This is a genomic window from Desulfurivibrio dismutans, from assembly GCF_029210385.1.
Classification (GTDB): Bacteria; Desulfobacterota; Desulfobulbia; order Desulfobulbales; family Desulfurivibrionaceae; genus Desulfurivibrio; species Desulfurivibrio dismutans.
In genome coordinates, this window is the sequence record NZ_JARGDQ010000002.1 from 1 (window position 1) to 18,509 (window position 18,509).

The 18,509-nt window shown below is 62.6% G+C and carries 18 protein-coding genes; all 18 read right to left on the minus strand.

Features of this window, described 5'->3' with window-relative positions; translation table 11 throughout:
* Positions 1-44 precede the first annotated feature (44 nt).
* The 18 genes from P0N66_RS02060 to gspE all read right to left on the minus strand — a co-directional run bounded on the left by P0N66_RS02060 (position 45) and on the right by gspE (position 18,505).
* Positions 45-326 carry a type II toxin-antitoxin system RelE/ParE family toxin gene (locus P0N66_RS02060; protein ID WP_275802292.1) on the minus strand — a complete coding sequence of 94 codons (282 nt, stop codon included), beginning with the start codon at positions 324-326 and terminating at the stop codon, positions 45-47.
* A gap of 756 nt (positions 327-1,082) precedes the next feature.
* Positions 1,083-3,437, minus strand: coding sequence for an OmcA/MtrC family decaheme c-type cytochrome (locus tag P0N66_RS02065; protein WP_275802293.1), 2,355 nt, complete (start codon positions 3,435-3,437; stop codon positions 1,083-1,085).
* Between the two features lie 282 nt (positions 3,438-3,719).
* Positions 3,720-4,883 carry a hypothetical protein gene (locus tag P0N66_RS02070; RefSeq protein WP_275802295.1) on the minus strand — a complete coding sequence of 388 codons (1,164 nt, stop codon included), beginning with the start codon at positions 4,881-4,883 and terminating at the stop codon, positions 3,720-3,722.
* A 4-nt stretch (positions 4,884-4,887) separates the two neighbouring features.
* Complete coding sequence (locus P0N66_RS02075; RefSeq protein WP_275802296.1) at positions 4,888-5,799, minus strand: cytochrome c3 family protein; 912 nt, start codon at positions 5,797-5,799, stop codon at positions 4,888-4,890.
* A gap of 12 nt (positions 5,800-5,811) precedes the next feature.
* A complete protein-coding gene (locus tag P0N66_RS02080) occupies positions 5,812-7,092 on the minus strand; it encodes a hypothetical protein (RefSeq protein ID WP_275802298.1) in 1,281 nt (426 codons plus the stop codon).
* A 140-nt stretch (positions 7,093-7,232) separates the two neighbouring features.
* On the minus strand, positions 7,233-7,763 hold the full coding sequence (locus P0N66_RS02085; RefSeq protein ID WP_275802300.1) for a CHRD domain-containing protein: 531 nt from the start codon (positions 7,761-7,763) through the stop codon (positions 7,233-7,235).
* 12 nt (positions 7,764-7,775) lie between these two features.
* Positions 7,776-8,615, minus strand: coding sequence for a hypothetical protein (locus P0N66_RS02090; RefSeq protein ID WP_275802301.1), 840 nt, complete (start codon positions 8,613-8,615; stop codon positions 7,776-7,778).
* Between the two features lie 44 nt (positions 8,616-8,659).
* Positions 8,660-9,709, minus strand: coding sequence for a cytochrome c3 family protein (locus P0N66_RS02095; RefSeq protein ID WP_275802302.1), 1,050 nt, complete (start codon positions 9,707-9,709; stop codon positions 8,660-8,662).
* 170 nt (positions 9,710-9,879) lie between these two features.
* Positions 9,880-10,407 carry a type II secretion system minor pseudopilin GspH gene (gene gspH, locus P0N66_RS02100; RefSeq protein ID WP_275802304.1) on the minus strand — a complete coding sequence of 176 codons (528 nt, stop codon included), beginning with the start codon at positions 10,405-10,407 and terminating at the stop codon, positions 9,880-9,882.
* 33 nt (positions 10,408-10,440) lie between these two features.
* Positions 10,441-10,866: a type II secretion system major pseudopilin GspG gene (gene gspG, locus P0N66_RS02105; protein WP_275802306.1), complete on the minus strand. Its 426-nt coding sequence runs from the start codon at positions 10,864-10,866 to the stop codon at positions 10,441-10,443.
* A gap of 135 nt (positions 10,867-11,001) precedes the next feature.
* Complete coding sequence (locus P0N66_RS02110) at positions 11,002-11,760, minus strand: type II secretion system protein N (protein ID WP_275802307.1); 759 nt, start codon at positions 11,758-11,760, stop codon at positions 11,002-11,004.
* A 3-nt stretch (positions 11,761-11,763) separates the two neighbouring features.
* On the minus strand, positions 11,764-12,303 hold the full coding sequence (locus tag P0N66_RS02115) for a type II secretion system protein M (protein ID WP_275802309.1): 540 nt from the start codon (positions 12,301-12,303) through the stop codon (positions 11,764-11,766).
* Positions 12,300-13,529, minus strand: a complete 1,230-nt coding sequence (gene gspL, locus P0N66_RS02120; protein WP_275802311.1) for a type II secretion system protein GspL — start codon at positions 13,527-13,529, stop codon at positions 12,300-12,302. The genes P0N66_RS02115 and gspL overlap by 4 nt, the downstream gene beginning before the upstream one ends.
* Positions 13,530-13,538: 9 nt before the next feature.
* The gene (gene gspK / locus P0N66_RS02125; protein WP_275802312.1) at positions 13,539-14,480 is read right to left on the minus strand and encodes a type II secretion system minor pseudopilin GspK; all 942 of its coding nucleotides are present in this window, start codon (positions 14,478-14,480) and stop codon (positions 13,539-13,541) included.
* A gap of 119 nt (positions 14,481-14,599) precedes the next feature.
* Positions 14,600-15,271, minus strand: coding sequence for a type II secretion system minor pseudopilin GspJ (gene gspJ / locus P0N66_RS02130; protein WP_275802313.1), 672 nt, complete (start codon positions 15,269-15,271; stop codon positions 14,600-14,602).
* Complete coding sequence (gene gspI, locus P0N66_RS02135) at positions 15,268-15,645, minus strand: type II secretion system minor pseudopilin GspI (protein WP_275802315.1); 378 nt, start codon at positions 15,643-15,645, stop codon at positions 15,268-15,270. Before gspI ends, gspJ begins: the two co-directional genes overlap by 4 nt.
* A gap of 154 nt (positions 15,646-15,799) precedes the next feature.
* A complete protein-coding gene (gene gspF, locus P0N66_RS02140; protein WP_275802317.1) occupies positions 15,800-17,014 on the minus strand; it encodes a type II secretion system inner membrane protein GspF in 1,215 nt (404 codons plus the stop codon).
* Positions 17,015-18,505 (minus strand): type II secretion system ATPase GspE, encoded by a 1,491-nt coding sequence (gene gspE, locus P0N66_RS02145; protein WP_275802318.1) that lies wholly within the window; start codon positions 18,503-18,505, stop codon positions 17,015-17,017.
* Between the last annotated feature and the right edge of the window lie 4 nt (positions 18,506-18,509).

Here is an 18,509-nt window from a genome sequence, read left to right on the forward strand (position 1 = left end):
TGCCGGGATGTGGATAGGGAACTTTGCGCATGATCCATACTCCTTCAGTGGTAATCGACAATCTCGACATCCTTGGGGCCTTCCGGTGTCCACACAAAACAGATCCTCATCTGCTCGTCAACGCGAATGCTGTACTGCCCGGCCCGGTTTCCTTGCAGCGCTTCCAAGCGATTGCCTGGCGGCACCCGCAGATCGTCAAGCTTACCGGCCCGGTTCAACATTGCCAGCTTGCGCATGCCCACGGATTCGATATTCACGAACCGTTTGACCCGCTGACCAGCGAACAGCCTTTGCGTATCCGAACATTTGAACGACTGAATCGACATGATTTATACTAACGGCACACGACCGTATTGTCAAGCGTTAGGGAAAGAAAGGAAGAATGTAAAATGGGGACAGATTGAACGAGTTCTCAGGCGGAATTGCCGTGAAATTGGGTCGCGGTAGGGATGCCGGTTGCCCGGCACCCCCCGCGCAGATCCCGGCGTGCGGGACTACCGCACCGGACTCCTGCCTCGGACCAGGCGCGGGACTACGTTGGTCGCTTCCGGGATCTCCCGGCTTCCGGACAAAGGGCGTGCTGACATGCCTTGGTTCTACGACTCCGCGGGTTCACTGAAGCACTCGCGATAGTGCACTCCAGCATGCTGCCTTCCCCATCAGACAACAAGGTCGGCAACCCGGATGAGGTGATTTCGGAGCTCAATAGCCCGGCCTGCCAGTACCCCTGTCAACGCTTCGCCGCCCGCCTTACAACGGGCCGACGCATGACTCGGGGCCATGACTGGTCGCTAGCCTTTATCATGCGGGGGACTTACACCCCCTACCCTTTGCCGGCTTTGGCCGGCGCTTTCGGTCTGACCCCAATTTCCCCTCAATTTCCACCCAATTTCCCCATTTTCTCAACAGGCCGGGGATGCCCGGTACGCTGGGCAAACAAAAAAGGACAACGACCAAGCAAGTGGTCGTTGTCCTTTGGTTTTTGGTAGCCGGTGCCAACGGGCGCCGGTTTATTGGTTGTTATCAGTTACATGATCATCCCGCCGGTCGTTTTGGCCACCGGGGGATGATCACTGGGGATGTTACTGGTGACAGAACATGCAACCCTCACCACGTCCCAGCCAGTCTTCGTGGCTGCTGTTGCCCTGCATATCACCGCCCATGGCGGTCATGTGGGCCTTCAAGTCAGCCTTGGCAACGGCATCGTCTGGCTCATGGCAAGAGAAGCACACCGATGACAGCGGCGAATTAACTCCGGTACCGATACCATCATCGTAATCAGCCTTGCCACCATCGGCGATTACCCCAAGGCGCTTGCTGGAGTCAACCGGCAGCTTTTGGCTGTCGTTGACGTGGCAGGCGTTACAATCGAGGATGGTGTTGGGGTAGGTGATGGCGTAATTCCGGTACGCGTCAAATTCAACCTCGTATCGGCGCTCAAAGGTATCACGTTTTTCACCCACCCCGTGGATGGCGTGGATCATAAACATGAAATCAACGGTACCCTGAACCTCGCTGCCATCACGGCTGAGCGAGCCGGCGTTGTGACAGGTTACACAGGAGGTTACACCGGAGGCCACATCGGCGGTGGTGCCGTGCCGGCTAACCGTGGTGTGACAGCCAAGGCAACTCTCGGTGGCCACAATGGCGCGGCGATCAAAAGTCACCACCTCGCCAGCAACAGCATCCCACTTAATTGACTGCACGGTGCTGCTGATGCCGCCTTGATCGATCACCACAAAACCGTTGCGATCAGCCAGGCCGGCAAGAAAACCAGTAAAGATGGTGGTTGCCTCGTTATCGTCGACGTTAATTGCGGTTTCAGAGGCGTCGGAGCTAATCTGTTCTACCGGACGCCCATGATCACCGTTGCTGGTCACCCCACCTTCATTGGTCCAGTCATCGCCGTAACCAAAGCCGACGCCTATACGCGCACTGTTTTCTCCACCATCGTGAAATTCAGTGAACGTCACCGGGACACCGTCCTTAAACACTTGCCAGGTAACCACCAGGTCGTCAACATTTGCCATAACAACCTCAGTAATCTCATACTGATAGCTGCGCGCTTCGTTAAGCTCGGCAATGACCGCCGCTAAGCCCTTGTTGTCATCAAGCTCACCATGGTAGAAGTCAGCGGTACCAGCCGTGGTACCACGTGCGGCTTCTTGGTTGGTGTGACACTGGGTGCAATCATTAGCGGCAAAATGGAAGATGGTGTCCGGGTGGTTAACCGGCTCGGTATGACAGGAGACGCAGGTGTTCAGCGTTACCCTGTTCCAGTCTTGGTTAGCAGCGGGAACCTCACCCGTATGGCAGGAGGTACAGTTCTGAGCCCCGTTTTCACCGCTTCCGGTCCGGCCAAAAAGCCAGTCGGGGTAGGTGGTGGCGCTGTAGTCGCCGCCGGCGTTACCAGCGGCCAAGTATCTGTCACCGCCCACATGGATGGTGTGAATCATGGTCATCATGTCCACCGGGTTCCAGCCATCAACCTCGGGCACGGAGCTGTAGGCTTCGTAGGTGAAGGCGTTGTGGCAGGTGGTGCACTGCTGCGGGGAGTAACGACTGGTGTGCTTGTCGAAGGCCACCAAACGTTCACCGTAGTCACCCTCACCACGGTCACCGTGACACTTGACGCAGGATGCCAGGGTTTCGGCGGTGACCGCCTGGGGAATCTCGGCGTCATCAGCCAGTACAGTGCCATCACCTGTAATGTATGCTACAGCCATGTATTCAAAGGGCACGAAACGGTCGCCGTTTACCTCAGTTTCCTGCGAACTGACGGAAATGCGGTAAATTGCCTCATCATCCCACACGGCTGCGGCATCAATATCTGCCACTATCCCTTGGACATAGGCTTGATAGTCGGCATCACCTTCGGTCCCGTCGGGGCGATCATTGGTCCAATAAGCGCCGGCGGAAAAGTCGATGGGGGTACCATCGTCGGCGAAGGTATAGCTAAACACGCCGTCGGCATCCGCCTCTACATAGTCACCACGACGAACCCGCAGGTTGCCGGCACGGGCTACAACTGCCCCTAACATCTCTTCATTATCATCTGTCCGCAGCCGACTGCGCTGCAGCATGCTGACCCAGGAGTTGTCCGCGGCCGACCATTTGGCAATGGTAAATTCGGCCGGCACTTCGTCCTGGCCGTCAACGGTGAACTCCATGGTGATGGTACGCGGGCCATCGCCTACGGTAACGCCGGTGATTTCAGCGTCCAGCGGCATCAGCACACGATGCGCCTCTTCAGCACTCAGACTGAAGGCATCCTGACCCGGAGGACCCTGAACGCCGTCAACGCCGTCAACGCCGTCAACGCCGTCAACGCCCGCAGAACCTCTTTTACCATCGTCGCCGCTACAGCCGAACAGGGCCAAAGACCCTCCCAGCAGGCCGATAGCAAACAATCTTCCCAAATCCAATTTCTTTTTCATCAGCACATCTCCTCCCTAACGCTATTGTTTTTTATGGGACACCGAGGCCACTTTCACAGCCCCAGTCCATCCACTATGGTTGCAACGGTCTCCCAGGCCCACCTTCTTGGCGGGCATGGCGCCGCATACCCAACCGCCTCCCTCAACCGGACAGAAACTCTGACCGGACTTCAAATTATTGGTAATTCTAGCCTCCCGTCCCGCTTACTGCAAGCAATAAATTGGTCATCATCACCTATTTCCTGCACAGATATTCAACCATTGTCGCTTGGGGAAGGACAGCTACCAGACAGGCTTACTGGCCGCATGAGGGTCATGGCAGCCCATACAGGCATTTTCGGAAGCAGGATTCACCGGCCAGCCTCCACGCGCCCCATCCTTGGTGGCAAAATGGGTATCCCAGATCACCCAGGCCGACGGCACCGGTAAACCGGCGTCGTCAAGCGCGCCATGGAATGGAATCTTCTCGGTGTCAAGATAGTAGACAAAGACTTGCTCGGCGGCACTATACTCAGCCTTGAGAAAGACCTGATGGCATGCGGTACAAAGATTGAACAGACGGGAATATTTAGTTATCTCTTTACCATCTTTTTGCACCACCGTCGGTGACGCGCGCAACTCGCCGGTATGGCCGTCGTGGCAGGTCCGACACTGTATCGGCGAGGGGTCTGCAATGGCACCAGCACCGGGCAAAAACTCCGTCAGCTCCTCGCCATCCATCCCGACCGTCTGGCCGGCGTAGGCACGAAACCCTTCGTCGCTATGACAGCGCTGGCAAAGCGCGCCAATCTTGTTGACTTGGCCGGCATGGGCGCTTCCTCGATACGTATCCAGAATATCATCGGCATAATAGCCGGTGAAACTCCCCTGGCCGGCGTAGGCGCTGTGCCCGGCCGGCAAGGCTTGGTGGCATTGGCCGCAGGCCTGGTAATCCGGGGTCGGGTTGGGGTGTTCCGGGAAATTAAGCCAGTGCAGGGTGCCGGCGCCGTGGCAGGCCTCGCAGCCCACGGCGGTCATGCCGGCCGGGGGCTGCTGGTGGTCGGTAAACCAGGGGCCCAGGTTGAGGCCGTCGCCGATGGGATCGTGGCAGGCCAGGCATTGCTGGTCGGCATCGGCCCCGATGGTGCCGGGGGTGGCGTGGCGGGAAGCCAGGTAGGTGGCGGCGGGATCGGTGTTGGTCACCTTGCCGGGGTTTTCATGGCAGGAGAGGCAGCGGTCGGCGCCCACATAGCGGGCGCCTTCGGCATCGGTGCCGTAAAGCGGGTCAAGAATATTGTCCGCCGCCGGGTCGGCATCGCTGCTGCAGGCGGTGAACAGCAGCAGGGTGAAGATCGCCAGCAGCAGGGCCAGGTTTTGGCCGAGCTGCAGCAGCCGGCCGGTTGGGGGAGAGAAATTATCGTTGATCCGGTTCATCTTGATTCGGTCGGTTCCAGGTTTGGTGTTCATGGTTTCAGTGGCAGCGCCCGCAGGTGGCCCCACCGGAGGCCTTGCGCAGGCGGTCGGCCCGGGTGGAGGACCAGTCGGAGCCGTGGGGACTGATGCCGCCGGGGCCGGACTTGGCGCTGTGGCATTGCATACAGGTGTCACCGCCGGGGTGGCAGGCCTGGCAGGTCTGCAGGTTGCGGCGGGCCTCGCGGGCGTGGTCCTGGCCCCAGGAATGCATGCTGGGGGCCACGGTGTCGGAACGGTGGCAGTCATCGCAGCGCGCCAGGGCGCCGGGGCCACGGAAATCTTCATGGATGGCGGCGATATCGCCGTCCATGCCCAAATCGAAAGTGCGGCGGTGGGACGGGCTGCCGGGCCGGAGATCGCCCCGGCGGCGGAAATCGCTGTGGCATTCGTTGCACGAGGCCGGCTCATGGCAACTGGCGCAGAGCCGGGGGTTGGTGCGGGCGGCAAGAGGATGACTGACCCGGAAATCGCTGCGGTGGACGTTGAGCAACGAGCCGCCGAACTTGCCCATCTCCTGGGCCGGACCCTGGGCGTGGCAGTTGAGACAGTAGTTCTGCTGATGGCAACCGGCGCAGTCCAGTTGGCGGTTTTTGGCCAGCGGCCCGTGGTTGAAACCCCACAGCGGGCCGTGGGTGTTGACCATGCCGGGAAACTTGACCATTTCGGTAAACTCCTGGTCGTGGCACTGCAGGCAGGCCCGCCGCTCCGGGGTAATGGTGGGGGTATCCGGCAAATGGCAGGTAATGCAGGGCGAGCCGGGAAAGACCAGGTAGCGGTGCTGCTCGTGGTCGAAGGTAAACTGGTAGTCCTGCTGGGCGGCGACCGGCGACGGCCCGGCGACGGTGAAAATCAGCAGCCAGCCGCACACGGCCGGCAGACAAGCGCTGAATATGATTTTTAAGCTCGGCATGGTTCTTTTCTATCAGAAGTTCAGGTTCAAGCGCAAGGTGGCGCGGTTATGGTAGCCCCAGTAGCCGCTGCTCTGGGCCCGTTCCAGGCGGGCCTGGAGATCGAGATCGCTGGTCAGCCGGGCGGTTAGATCGGCCCAGAAGCGGGAACTTAAGGTGTCGTCTTCAAACTCGTCCAGGCGGCGTTCCAGCACGTCCAACTCGGTGCCGATGCCGCCCTGGACGTGGGGGGTGAAGAGCCAGGCAACCCGGGCCCGGACCCCCTTCATGTCCTGGCCTGAGTCGCCGGCGTAGCGCCAGACGCCGCTTAGGTGACCGGAAAAGCGGTTGATCCGCACCTGTTCCAGGCCGGCTTCAAAAACATCGGCGTCCCGGTAGTCTTCATAAATCTCCCGGCTGTAGCGGATAAAGCTGCGCCGGCCCTGGCCGTGGTAGTAATTGAGTTCCGCCATGGCCTCCCGGTACTTGCTGACCGCAAAGACCGAATAGATGGAGGTGGCGGAGAATACCGGCAACGAATAAAGATATTCGGTGCGCAGGCCCCAGCGGTCGCTGCGGTGGTAATTGGAGCCGATCAGGCCGTAGCTGACCCGGTCGCCCAGGTAATCGTACTGGATCTCGCCGTAAAGGTTGAGCAGCTGGCGAAAGCCGTAGTCGAAATCGGCCCCGATGAGCTCGGTGGCCTTGTCGGAATCCTCCCGGCGCTGCACATAGGAAAGCCCGGCCACCAGGGTGTCGTCGTTAAAGCGGCCCCGCACCTCGCCGCCCATCAGGGTATCCTTGGCGGAATAACTGGTGTAGAAGGCCACGTCGCCGCCGCCGAAAAGGCTGAAAGTAAAGGGCGAAAGCGCCCCGCCGGGGCGAAAGTCCAGGGTCAGGCCATCAAGCAGCGAAGCGCCGGCGGTGACCGCGATGAACTGGCGGCCCAGGCGAAAGTCGATTTTGTCGAAAAGGTCTTCCTGCTGGTAATAGGCGTAATAGAGGCGACTGTCGGCCCAGTCGTCCTCGTTGCGAAGGTCGGTGCCAAGCCGGCCGTAGGCGTAAACGGCGTATTTCTCTTCCACTTCCTCGTCAAAGTGGCGCAGGTTGAGCTGCAGGTACTGAAAGAGCGGGGCCGAATCGGAACGGCGGGATTCGGTGCGGTACTGGATCTCACTGGAGGCCCGACCGCTGATCTCCACCCCGGGGGTGGATTCTTCGATGTATATCGGCGTCAAGGCCGGATCGCCGACCGCCGTAGTCGCCAAAGGCAGCGTCTGGGCGGCCAGGGGGGCGGCGACGAGGCCAAGAAGCAACGGAACCGCCAGGAGGAGCGGGAGAAAAAAGGGGACCGATTGATTTTTTGCCTTTTTTGCCGGGGGAAAAAAACAAATCGGTCCCCATTTTTCCCTCGGCCGAGTTGCTGAAGCCATGAAATCTTGTCGCTTGGTTAAAGTTAAGGTTGCACGGGGCGCAGGTGACCGCGCAATTCGCCCGGCACATGGTGGCGGGTGTGGACGTCGGCGAAAATCATGCCTTCCTCGATGGCCGCCACCAGGGCCGCCAGCTCGTGGCCGGCCAGGGGGCCCTGCAGGTCCTCAGCCCGGATTTCGCCCTGGGCCAGCACCCCGTCGAAACGGCCCTCCACCACCTCCCGGCGTTTGCCGTCTTCGGGGAAGAGCCAGACCACGATGGGGCCGTAGCGGTCTTCCGGGCCGCCGTACTGGAGGTGCGACATGAAGGCGTCCTGCAGGTTTTCCACCTCCAGCTTGTAGGCCAGCACCAGGCCGTCGGCACTGAGTTCCATGGTCAGCCGACCGCCGGCATGGGTTTCCACCGGCCGCACACCCATGGCATCCGGCTGCAGTTCGGCGATAAAGAGTGGGCCGGCGGCGGCGGGCTTACCGGCCGCCGCCACCAGAGCGCCGCCGATCCCCAGGGCCAGCAGGAAGGCGAGAAAAGAGAAAAAACGGTACTTGTTCATCATGCTACCTCGTATTTACCGGGAACACTGCTGCCGGGCGGCCTCGGCTTCGTCCTGGGCCGGTTCCAGGGCCAGGGCCCGGTCGATGTAAGCGGCGGCCTCTTCACACTCACCCTGGTGGGCCAGGGCCAGGGCCGCCATGCCGTGGGCGGCGGCCAGGTCCGGATCCAGTTCCAGGCTGCGCCGGGCGGTGTCCAGGGCATGCTGGTAGTTACCGATATCGAGAAAACGCTGGCCCATGCGCAGGTTGCGCCGGGCCACCGCGCTGTCGGCCCGGGGGTCCACCGAGCGGGGGCTTAAGCGCTGCTGCAACTCGGCGTCGTCGATCTCGCCCAGGGTGCGCAGTACCTTGGCCTTGACCCGGGAGCAGAAGTTGATCTGGGTGTAGGGCTGGTAGGCGGTGAGCAGGCCGTCGGCGTCGGTCACCCCCACCACCGGATGCAGGCGAACGCCATAGCGGCCGTAAAGGGTGTTACCATCATCCACCAGCACCGGGCCTCGAAAATTGGCGTTTTCCACCACCGCCTTCACTTCCTCGGCGGGGTAGCGGTCGGAAACCAGGGCCGTCCAGCGAACCGGGTAGGCGGCCAGATCCTCGCCGCAGCGGGCCATGTCGGCCAGCCCCCGGCGGGATGGCTCGGGGCCGGGGCGAAAGAAGATAAAGACGTTGGCCCCCATTTCATGGTCCAGCAGGGTGGCCTCGCCGCCGTCGATGGTGGGCAGGGTAACGTTTTCCAGCACGTCCTTACCGGCTTCCAGGTTATAAAAAGCCGCCCCGGGCTCGGACCAGACCAGTTGCGGCAACAACAGCATCGCGGCCATGGCCAGCGACCCCAGCCAGTGTCTACATTTCATACCGACCTCCCCGGGGAACTTTCCCCTGCGGCATTTTTACGACATTATTCTTTGGTGTTATCGTAGCTCAGGGTCTGATGACAGGTACGGGCACAGGAGCCGCCGGTGTCGGTCTTGGTGTAGTTAATCGGCAGCATCCAGTTACGCGGCCCAAAGGGGACGGCGTCGCGGACCTGGTGCGGGTTTTCCGAGGCATGGACCTCGTGGCAGGCGCGGCAGGTGCGGCCCCGGTCGGGCTTATTGACATGAACGTAGTGCAGATTGCGGGAGCCATCGCGAAAGCGGGTGGTGGTGGTGGTTTCCGGGTCCAGCATGTTCTCTTCGTTGTGGCAGCGAAAGCAAAGGGCGTAGTTGTCGCGCTCGTAAGGGGCGTAGAAGCGCTCGGGGAACGCATCCACCAGCAGACTCTGGTGTTCACCGCCGTGGGTCAGGTGGCAGGCGCTGCAGTCCTTGCCTTCCACCGGCCCGTGATGGTAGGGGTTTTCTTCCAGCAGGGTGGCGAAATTGGTCCGCACCCGGCCGTCGGCGCCCGGCTTGTCGTGGCTGTGGCAGGAGATGCAGAGATCGAAGGGCAGCTTGGTGAGCAGGTGCTGAATATCGGAAGCGTGAGGGTTGTGGCAGTTGAGGCAGGCCATCTCGTCGATCACCGCGTCATGCTGCACCGCAGCCTCGGTGATGGTCTGCTGGATCTCACCGTGGCAGCCCAGGCAAAGGTTTTTGGGTTCCTCCACCAGCAGGCTGGGAGCCGGCGAGTTGTGCGGGTTGTGGCAGGCGGTGCAGCTCATCATGGCCGGCGCATGGACCACCGAACTGCCTTTGATCTCCTGATCCATGTCGTAATGGCAGGTGGCGCACAGGGCCCCAACATCATCGGCGATCTTGCCGGGGCTTTTGCCGTCCGGCTCACTGGCATCATGGCACATGCCGCACTGGCCGGTGAGATAGGGGGCGTGGGCGGAAACCGCCTGGTCATCGGCAATCGGGGCTAACGAAGGCATGGCGGCGGTGCCGGTGGTGGTGGCCACCAGGAAGCCGCCGGCGACCAGCGACCCGGCCACCAGCAGGGCGGCGGCAAAGGAACGAACGTTGAACATGATGCGAACTCCTCTCTCACAGTTGTTAATAAAAAAACCTGCGGTCTAAAAAGGACTGCTGCCAGGGGTAAAACAAACGGTACACCGTCATTACAAAATATTTACACCCGTGCCTGGAACTATGTAGTAGGAGAAGGCCGTTCTGTCAACGAAAAACACGATAACCGCTCTCAGAACCGGTACTCCTCCTCGGTTTCCAGCCTGATCTCCCCCTGGATGTTACCGCGCACAATATAACGGCGTAACACCGTGTCGGCGGCCATGGCCAAGGCAAAAGGGGTGACCTCGCCGCCGGGAAAGAAGTAGATCCGGGGCAGCAGGCGCTGGTCGTCTTCATGATCCAGGTAGGGCAGGTTAACCGGGGTGTCGTCGTCTTCCAGGAACCGCAGTTCCAGGCTGAAGTCGTGGTCCAGCTTACGGGGACGCAGGGCGCCGGCGGTGAGCAGATGCCAGTCGCCGTCGCCGAAGCGGTAGAAACGATATCCTTCGGCATGAAAGCCGACGGCGGTGGGGGTGGAGGTAAGCAGGGTCTCCTGGCCGGCCAGCCGCAGCAGGGCCGCCAGCCGCTCGGCCTCGGTTTCCAGGGGGCGCTCCCGGGTGCCCAGGGAAAGACCAACCACCCCCACCAGCAGGCCAAGGATCAGCAGAACAACAATGACCTCGATAAGAGTGAACCCTTTATTATTGCAACCGTTCACCAAAGCCCATAACCTGCTGATTTGTCGACTATTCTATTCAATGTTCCAGTTGCCTATCTCGGCGTTGATTCCCTCGCCGCCGGGGCGGCCGTCGGCGCCATACGAGAAAATGTCGATCTCGCCGTGCACCCCGGGGTTGAGATACTGGTATTCGCCGCCCCAGGGATCGCGGGGCAGGCGGTCGATGTAGCCGCCTTCACGCCAGCGCCGTGGTTCGGGCTGGGTGGTGGGCCGTTCCACCAGGGCCTCCAGGCCTTGTTCGGTGGTGGGATAGAAGAAGTTATCCAGCCGGTAGAGACGCAAGGCGCTTTCCAGGGCCCGGATATCCTGGGCCGCCTTGGTCAGCCGGGCCTGGTCGGGGCGATCCATGATCCGCGGCACCACCACCGCCGCCAGAATCCCCAGGATCACCACCACCACCATGATCTCGATCAGGGTAAAACCGGCCTGCCGTTTCATTTGTTCCTGCTTATTGTTCGGCCAACGCATTTTTGCTCCTCACTTTTGCTCCTCACTTCCTTACTATGGTTGTTGATCAAACTTATGGTTGTTGGTCAAAAGTCCTTGGTTCTGGCAACGGTGCTCCGGACGCGCTCACCAGCGGCCGGAAAAACGTAACGGGATAGCCCCGTCGCGACCCGGGGAACCCAGGAAGGCCAGCACTCTGGTCAGCTCCCGGTCCTCGGGGTCCCGGGGGGTAAGCCCGGTGTTGAGCTGGTAACCTTCGGCATCAAAACGCACCACCCCGTCGACGGCCAGGGGACCGCCCTGGTCCCGGAGATTTAGCAGCAGTTCTTCCCCGGCGGACTCGAAGGTGCCGGTGAAATCACCCAACTCCAGGGGGACCGGCTGCAGGGCCTGGAAGTTCAGCAGCCAGATCTCCCCTTCCGCCGCCACCGGCCGCCCGTCTTCCAGTACCAGCCGGGGCAGCTCAACGGCCAATCGCCCGTCAACCGCCAGGCCGAAACGGCGCAACTGGTCGGCAAAGGCCGCCAAGGGCACCTCGGCCCGCAGGTCGGTCAGTTCCGCCCGGCCGAACTGGGGCCCTCGGTAGCCGCTGCTGAAAGCGGCGGCCAGCCGCCCCTCGCCGCCGAAAATCAGTTCGATTTCCCCCCGGGCCGGAGCCCAGGGCAACGGTTTAAAGCGCCAGGAAAGCTCGCGCACCGGGTTGCCCAGCACCCGGCCGGCGGCGGCGTTGCCGTGGTGCCAACTGCCGCTTAAGCCGTGCAGTTCCACCAGATCCACCCCGGCCTTCTGCAGCAGCGGCCAGGCCAGTTGGGCCGGAAAGTAATAGACCAGAAAAAAGATAAAAAAAGCAAGCCCCAGGACCAGGTGTTTCTTCCAGGTAAACATGATTCAACTTGCCTCGACGTCACGAATTAAAGTCAGGCGGGCGTTGACCCGAGCCGCCTGCCCGCCCCGGGCCGGCTCCACCACCACCTCCACCACTTCAATGCCGTGCCGGCCGCTCAGGCGGTCCAGCCAGCGCAGCAGGTCGTCGAAAACGGCGTCTTCCAGCCAGACCCGGACCTCGCCGCCGTCGCCGGGCTCCACCCGCTGCATGGCCCGGCCCAGGCCGTACTCCCGGGCGCTGCTGTCGATGGCCGCCAAAGGCGAGCCGGCGGCGCGGCCACCGTCGTCGGCGGTGATGGCGTAACGCCGAACCTCTTGGGCCGCCTCCCGCATCCAGGCCAGTTCCTGCTCCCGGGTGGCGATTTCCCGCTGCAGCGTATCACGGGAAGAGCTCAGTGGCGCCAGCAGCAGCAGCCAGACCAGTAACGGTACCAGCAGGCCCAGACCGATAAACAGCAGCGGTCGCTGCCGGGGCGGCACGTCGGCCAGCAGACTTTCCAGGCGGGCCTCCAGTTGGGCGCGGATTTCTTGCAGTTTGCTCATCGCGGCTCCCTCACCTGCAAACGGGCCTGTACCCGGTCGTCGCGGGTGGTGGCGGTGCGGATATCCACCTCCAGGTCGTGGCTCTCCAGTTGCGCCTTGAGTTCATCCAAGGCCCGCAAATCGCTGATGGTAAGCTCCAGGTCCAGTTCTCCGGCCCGGTAGCGCAGGCCCCGCAACTGCAGGCCGTCCGCTCCGCTCAGCACCGGGCCGCCGTCGGCCAGCAGGGGCAGAAAACCGCGGCCGTCACCGGCGCCGCCGTCGGCGCCGCGCAAGGTCTGGAGCTGGTGTTCCATTTGGGCCCGGGGATTGACAATGCGCTGGGCGGCGGGAAAGGCGGTACGATAAACTTCGATTATTTCGTCGTGCAACCCTTCATGGTAACGGCTCAGCCGCTGGTTTTCCAGCAACCCCAGGCCGGTGTGGGAAAGCAGCAGCAGCAGGACCAGCACCACGGGCAGGCGCCAGCGCCGCCAGTGCTTTTCCCAGTGGGCCTGGGGGCGGTACTCGCCCTGCAGCAAGTTGAGGGTCGCTTTTTCCCTGAGGTTCTCAGCCAGCAAGGCAAAAACATCACCGATCCGGTGGCGTCGGGCCACCAGCACGGCCAGCTCTTCCGGCAACTCCGGGGCTTCTTCCTCATGGTAAAGGGTCAGCCGCGGCTCATTGCCAATACCCGGCATGCCGGGCAGAATGGCCAGGCTGTCGCGGTCCATCCCAAAACCGTCCTGGAGACCACTGCGGACCAGGGCCGAACCGTTGGCGGTGAGCAGCAGCGACGGCCCGGGGGCGGCCGCCTCTGGACCGTCGGAGTCGGCCAGGGGGACGGCCAGAGTGTCGGGCACCAGGCCGGTGGGGACCAGGCCGTGCGCCCGGCATAGTTCAAGCCAGTAGTCCAGGCGCTGCCGGGTGATTACCGCCACCGCCAGGGCGCCGCTTTGGTCGGCCTCCCCCACCGCGAAATGCTGGTCTTCCACCTCGTCGGCTAGAAATTCTTCCAGGGCGTAGGGAATGGCGGCCAGCAACTGCTTGCGGTTGCCTGGCGGCAGGCTGACCCGGGTAAGCAACACCTCGCTGCCGGGAATCAGCACCCACAGGCGATAGCCGGCCGCCAGGGCAGCCAGATCGGCCAGGCTTCCCCAGCCGGCCACTTCCGCCCCGTCGGCCTCAAACTTCCGCCAGACGCATTCGGCCGGCGCCCGCTCATCCAGCCTGACAATAATTTTCTTCATAAATATAAATTACCTACTTCTTTGGAGAGTCCGGACATTTTCCCCTTCCCTTTGCAGCAGGCTGTGCAGCATCACCCGGCTCTGTCCGATGACGGCCTCGGATTGTACCATAAAGTACCGGCCTTGGACAGTGAGCAAAGGGCCATCCTCGGTTCCCAGGCCGGTGCCGGCCAGGGCCGGATGTTCGAGAAATTCCGCCATGGTGTAGCCCATCTCGGGCCGATCCGCCACCAGCTGTTCAGCCCGGTACGGATCTATTCCTTCGGCCAGAGCCGCCAGCACCGGGGCCGGCGCGGTGTTGACGTTGACCGCGGCAACCTCGGGCAGGGCGGTGAGCAGGGGCTTTAAACATTCTTCGTAGCCCTCGTGCTCAAAACCGTAAACCAGGGCCAGTTCGTCGGCGTCGGTAAGCGGCCGATCAGCGGTGCGGTAGGGCGGATTACGCCGCAGGTATTCACCGTCTTCGGCACCGCCGGGAAAACGGGGTTCCTGGTCGGCGTCCAGCCAGTCCGACACCGCCTGCTCCAGTTCTTCTTCCAGGCCGCAGTAACGCAGCAGGCGACGAAACATCAGCCGCTGATGCTCCTGCCCGCTCTCACTGCCCAGCACCAGGTTGTTGACGTTGAACAACCCCTGCAGGTCATCCACCCGCACACTGAGATGCCCCCCTTCCACCGGGATCGGCGGCAGGGTGTGACCCAGGTATTCATACTCCTCACCTTCGGCGGCCCGCCCCAGCAGCAGCCCGGCCCAGGACTCCACCCCCCGGGCGTACAGATAGGCCTGATCACCATGGATGATGTTGCCGGTGCGGCGAATGTCAAGCTGCTGGGCGGAGATCATCGCCGCCGCCACGCTGGCCACCAGAGCGGCGGCCAGCAGGGCGCTGATGAGCGCTGCTCCCCTTTCGTTGCGAAAACGCCCGGCAGCACCACAGCTTGCGGCGATCAACCCGGCTTGCGTACCCGGTGTACGCGGCGCCGGGCTGCTTGCCGCAATCTGCGTCTCTGCTGGAAGTTTTCCAGGCCGGTTACCACAAACTAACACTACTGACTTTTTTTTAATTACCGTCATCCAGCGTCACCTTGGCTGATGGGGAAAAGGCGGCGCAGGCGGCCCCAGTCCTCCAGTTCCAGCCAGATCTCCACCCCGGCGGGCAGCAGTTCCACCGGGAAAGCCACCGGCGGCGGCTCCTCCCCTTCTTCCCGGTCGGCGGCCGGCGGCATTCCCGGCTGGACGGTGTCCGGCGGCCAGCGTTCGTGCCAGCTGCCCTGCTGGTCCAGGAACCGGATTTCCAGCGCCTCCACCCCATCCAGCAGACGCTGGCTGAAGGGTTCCAGGCGCGGCCCCCGATCCAGCACCGGCCAGGTTTCCCGGAACAGCTCGCCGTCTTCCAAGCGGTAACGCAGCCGCTGCAGGGAATTGCCGGCCCGGCCGGGCACGTAAACCGCCCGGCCACCCCGGGTCATGGACAGCCCATCGTCGGGGTTGAGGCCGTAATACATGGCGGGCCGGTGGTTGCCGTATTCATCCCGGACCCCCCGGGCCCTGGCCTGCTGCAGGTCCAACTCCAGGCGGGCAAAGGTCATCTGCACCGCCGCCAGGCGATCGGCCTCCAGCCTAGTCTGCTGGCGGCTGTCCAGCATGGCCTGGATACTGGTGAAGGTCAGCATGGAGAGCACCGAAAACAGCGCCAGGGCCACCAGCAGTTCCAGCAGCGTAAACCCACCGCTTACCTTCATTGCACTCTCCGGAAGACGGTGAGCACCGCCGCCGCCTCACCTTCTTCACCGCCGACGGGCCAGACCCGGATCTCCACCTCGCGCATCTCCGGCTCCGGGGTGTCCTTGATCTCGATTTCCCAGGACCATTCGATATCCGCCAGCATGGCCCGGCCGCTGTTGGGATCCCGTTCCCAGCCCACCGGTGACAGGGTGATCTCCGCCGCCCGGTTCATCGCCACCCAGTGAGCAAAGGTCTGTTCCTTAAGGTGGAACAGGTTATTGACCGCATTCCCCGCCGCCTGCACCGCACTGACCGCCACCAGCCCCAGCACCAGCAGGGCGATGATAATCTCGATCAGGGTAAATCCCCCCTCGGAACGAGCCCGGCACATTACAGCTTTTTCCCCAAAAAACAAAGATTTACCAGAAAATAAACGTTCAGCAGTGCCGCAGATTCGGGCAAGCGGCCCGGCGCCGCGTACCCCGGGTACGCAAGCCGGGCCGATCGCCCGAAGGTGCGGTGCTGCCGGACGTTTACCAGGCGGCTCATTGGACCAACTGGTTAAGTTCAAAGATGGGCAGCAGAATGGCCAGGACAATGACCAGGATGATACCGCCCATGACCACGATCATCAGCGGCTCGAACAGGCCCATGGTGGCCGAGATCACCGTTTCCGTCTCCCTTTCCTGGGTGGCGGCGGCCCGGTCCAGCATCTGCTCCAGGTTGGAACTGGCCTCGCCGCTGGCGATCAGATGGATGGTCAGGGGGGGGAAATAACCTTCGGCCTGCATGGCCTTGCTGATGCTGGCCCCCTCCCGGACTTTGGTCCGGACTCGCTCCAGGGCCTCGCGCAGGGTCAGGTTGGCCACCACCCGGGAGGATATTTTCAGCCCTTCCAGCACCGGCACGCCGCTGGCGATCATGATACTGAAGGAACGGGCAAAACGGGCCGAATCCAGGGTGCGGATAAACTTGCCGATCAGCGGCAGGAAAAGCAGACGGCCATGCACCCGGCGGCGGATTTTTTCCCTTTTCAGCAGCACTTTAGCCAGAAAAAAGGCACCGACGGCCAGCATCAACAGGATCAGGCCGTTGGCCTGGAGAAAATCGCTGACCGCAATCAGGCCGACGGTGAGCGCCGGCAGAGTTTGGTCAATATGGGCAAAGACCTCCACCACCTGGGGCACCACGTAGACCAGCAGGGCGGAAATGACGGTAAAGGCCACCACCGTGAGCAACACCGGGTAAAGCAGGGCCAGAAAGACTTTTTGTTGCAACTGCTGGCGGGATTCGGTGTAATCGGCCAGCCGTTCCAGCACCACGTCCAGGTGACCGGCCTGCTCACCGGCGGCCAGGGTGGCCCGGTAAAGTTCGGGAAAGACCCGGGGGAAGTCGCCCAGGGCCCGGTCGGCGGCGTAGCCCTCCAGGATGCGGGAGCGCACCGCCATCAGCACGCTTTTCAGCCGCGGCTTTTCCGCCTGCTCGGCCACCGCTCCCAGGGCCTCTTCCAGCACGATGCCGGAACGGACCAGGGTGGCCAACTGGCGGGTAACCACCGCCAGGTCCGAGGCCTGAATCCGGCCGCCGCCCAAGCGACGGCCCGGGGACTTGCCCCGCCCTTCGGCCACCGGGTTGACCGCCAGCGGCATCAGTCCCTTTTCCCGCAGTTGCTGGCGCACCTGGCGCGGGGTGTCTCCTTCCAGCACCCCCTTGCGGGTCTTGCCAACGGCGTCCACCGCGGAATACTCGAAGGCGCCCATCTAATCCTCCCTGGTAACCCGCAGCACTTCCGTCACCGTGGTGTCGCCGGCCAGGATCCGGCGCCAGCCGTCCTGGCGCATATCCGGGCTCCTGCTCCGGACGTACTTTTCAATCTCGTACTGGCCGGCCTGGTTATGGACCATCTCCTGCAGATGCGCATCGGTGGCGACCAGATCATAGATGCCGGTACGGCCGGTAAACCCCTGGTGGTGACAATGATCGCAGCCCCGGGGGCGATAAATGGTGGGCAGGTTGTTGATGTCGGCCTCGACGCCGAGGTCGGCCAGCTCGGCCGGGGTTACGGTGTAGGGCTCCTTGCAGTGGGAACAGAGCACCCGCACCAGGCGCTGGGCCAGCACCCCCACCAGGGTGGAAGAAAGCAGGAAGGGTTCGATGCCCATGTCCCGCAGCCGGGTCACCGCGCCGACGGCGGTGTTGGTGTGCAGGGTGGAGACCACCAGGTGGCCGGTGAGGCTCGCCTGCACCGCGATTTCAGCGGTTTCCAGATCGCGGATCTCGCCCACCATGACCACGTCGGGGTCCTGCCGGAGGATGGCCCTGAGCCCCCGGGCGAAGGTCATTTGCACCTTGGGGTTGACCTGGGTCTGGCCGATGCCGTCCAGGTAGTACTCGATGGGATCTTCCACGGTCATGATATTGCGGCTGCTTTCATTGAGCCGGGTGAGGGCGGCGTACAGGGTGGTGGTCTTGCCGCTGCCGGTGGGGCCGGTTACCAGGATGATGCCGTTGGGGCGATGAATCATCCGGTCCATCTGGGCCATGGCCTCCGGGGCCATGCCCAACTGTTCCAGGTCCAGGCGGCCGGCCTGCTTGTCCAGCAGGCGCAGCACCACCCGCTCACCGTAGCCCGAGGGAATGGTGGAAACCCGCACATCCACCGGCCGGCCGGCGATCTTCAGCGAGATCCGGCCATCCTGGGGCAGACGTTTCTCGGCAATATCCAGCCGGGCCATGACCTTGAGCCGGGAGATCACCAAAGGGGCCACCAGCCGGCTGGGCTGCATCACTTCTTTCAGGATGCCGTCCACCCGAATCCGCACCCGCAGGCGGTTTTCAAAGGGTTCGATGTGGATATCGGAGGCGTTTTCCTTGACCGCCTGGGTCAGCAGCCCATTGATCAGGCGGATGATGGGGGCGTCATCCTGGCTTTCCAGCAGGTCTTCGGGCTCGGACAACTGCTGGGCGATGGAATCCAGGTCGAATTCCTCGCCGAAATCGCCGCTGTTGAGCAGATCCTGCTCCGCCCCGCCTTCGTAGGCCTGCTGCAGCAGGGTTTCATAACGCTCGCGGCTGACGCTTTCCACCTGCAGCGGCAGGCCGAGAAAACGGCGCACCTCGGCCAGGGCCGCCGGAGTCGCCCCGACCCGGCTGATGACCCGGGCCTTGCCCTGGTCGATTTCGGCCACCAGCACCCCCTGCCGTTTGGCAAAGGAAAAGGAAGGCCGTTTACTGGGGGCGGTTACACTCAAAGCT

What these genes read in the sequence shown, in the direction of transcription:
- P0N66_RS02060 (WP_275802292.1), bottom strand. Translation starts at nt 326, where the DNA reads ATGTCGATTCAGTCGTTCAAATGTTCGGATACGCAAAGGCTGTTCGCT.
- P0N66_RS02065 (WP_275802293.1), bottom strand. Translation starts at nt 3,437, where the DNA reads ATGAAAAAGAAATTGGATTTGGGAAGATTGTTTGCTATCGGCCTGCTG.
- P0N66_RS02070 (WP_275802295.1), bottom strand. Translation starts at nt 4,883, where the DNA reads ATGAACACCAAACCTGGAACCGACCGAATCAAGATGAACCGGATCAAC.
- P0N66_RS02075 (WP_275802296.1), bottom strand. Translation starts at nt 5,799, where the DNA reads ATGCCGAGCTTAAAAATCATATTCAGCGCTTGTCTGCCGGCCGTGTGC.
- P0N66_RS02085 (WP_275802300.1), bottom strand. Translation starts at nt 7,763, where the DNA reads ATGATGAACAAGTACCGTTTTTTCTCTTTTCTCGCCTTCCTGCTGGCC.
- P0N66_RS02090 (WP_275802301.1), bottom strand. Translation starts at nt 8,615, where the DNA reads ATGAAATGTAGACACTGGCTGGGGTCGCTGGCCATGGCCGCGATGCTG.
- P0N66_RS02095 (WP_275802302.1), bottom strand. Translation starts at nt 9,709, where the DNA reads ATGTTCAACGTTCGTTCCTTTGCCGCCGCCCTGCTGGTGGCCGGGTCG.
- gspG (WP_275802306.1), bottom strand. Translation starts at nt 10,866, where the DNA reads ATGAAACGGCAGGCCGGTTTTACCCTGATCGAGATCATGGTGGTGGTG.
- P0N66_RS02110 (WP_275802307.1), bottom strand. Translation starts at nt 11,760, where the DNA reads ATGTTTACCTGGAAGAAACACCTGGTCCTGGGGCTTGCTTTTTTTATC.
- P0N66_RS02115 (WP_275802309.1), bottom strand. Translation starts at nt 12,303, where the DNA reads ATGAGCAAACTGCAAGAAATCCGCGCCCAACTGGAGGCCCGCCTGGAA.
- gspL (WP_275802311.1), bottom strand. Translation starts at nt 13,529, where the DNA reads ATGAAGAAAATTATTGTCAGGCTGGATGAGCGGGCGCCGGCCGAATGC.
- gspJ (WP_275802313.1), bottom strand. Translation starts at nt 15,271, where the DNA reads ATGAAGGTAAGCGGTGGGTTTACGCTGCTGGAACTGCTGGTGGCCCTG.
- gspI (WP_275802315.1), bottom strand. Translation starts at nt 15,645, where the DNA reads ATGTGCCGGGCTCGTTCCGAGGGGGGATTTACCCTGATCGAGATTATC.
- gspF (WP_275802317.1), bottom strand. Translation starts at nt 17,014, where the DNA reads ATGGGCGCCTTCGAGTATTCCGCGGTGGACGCCGTTGGCAAGACCCGC.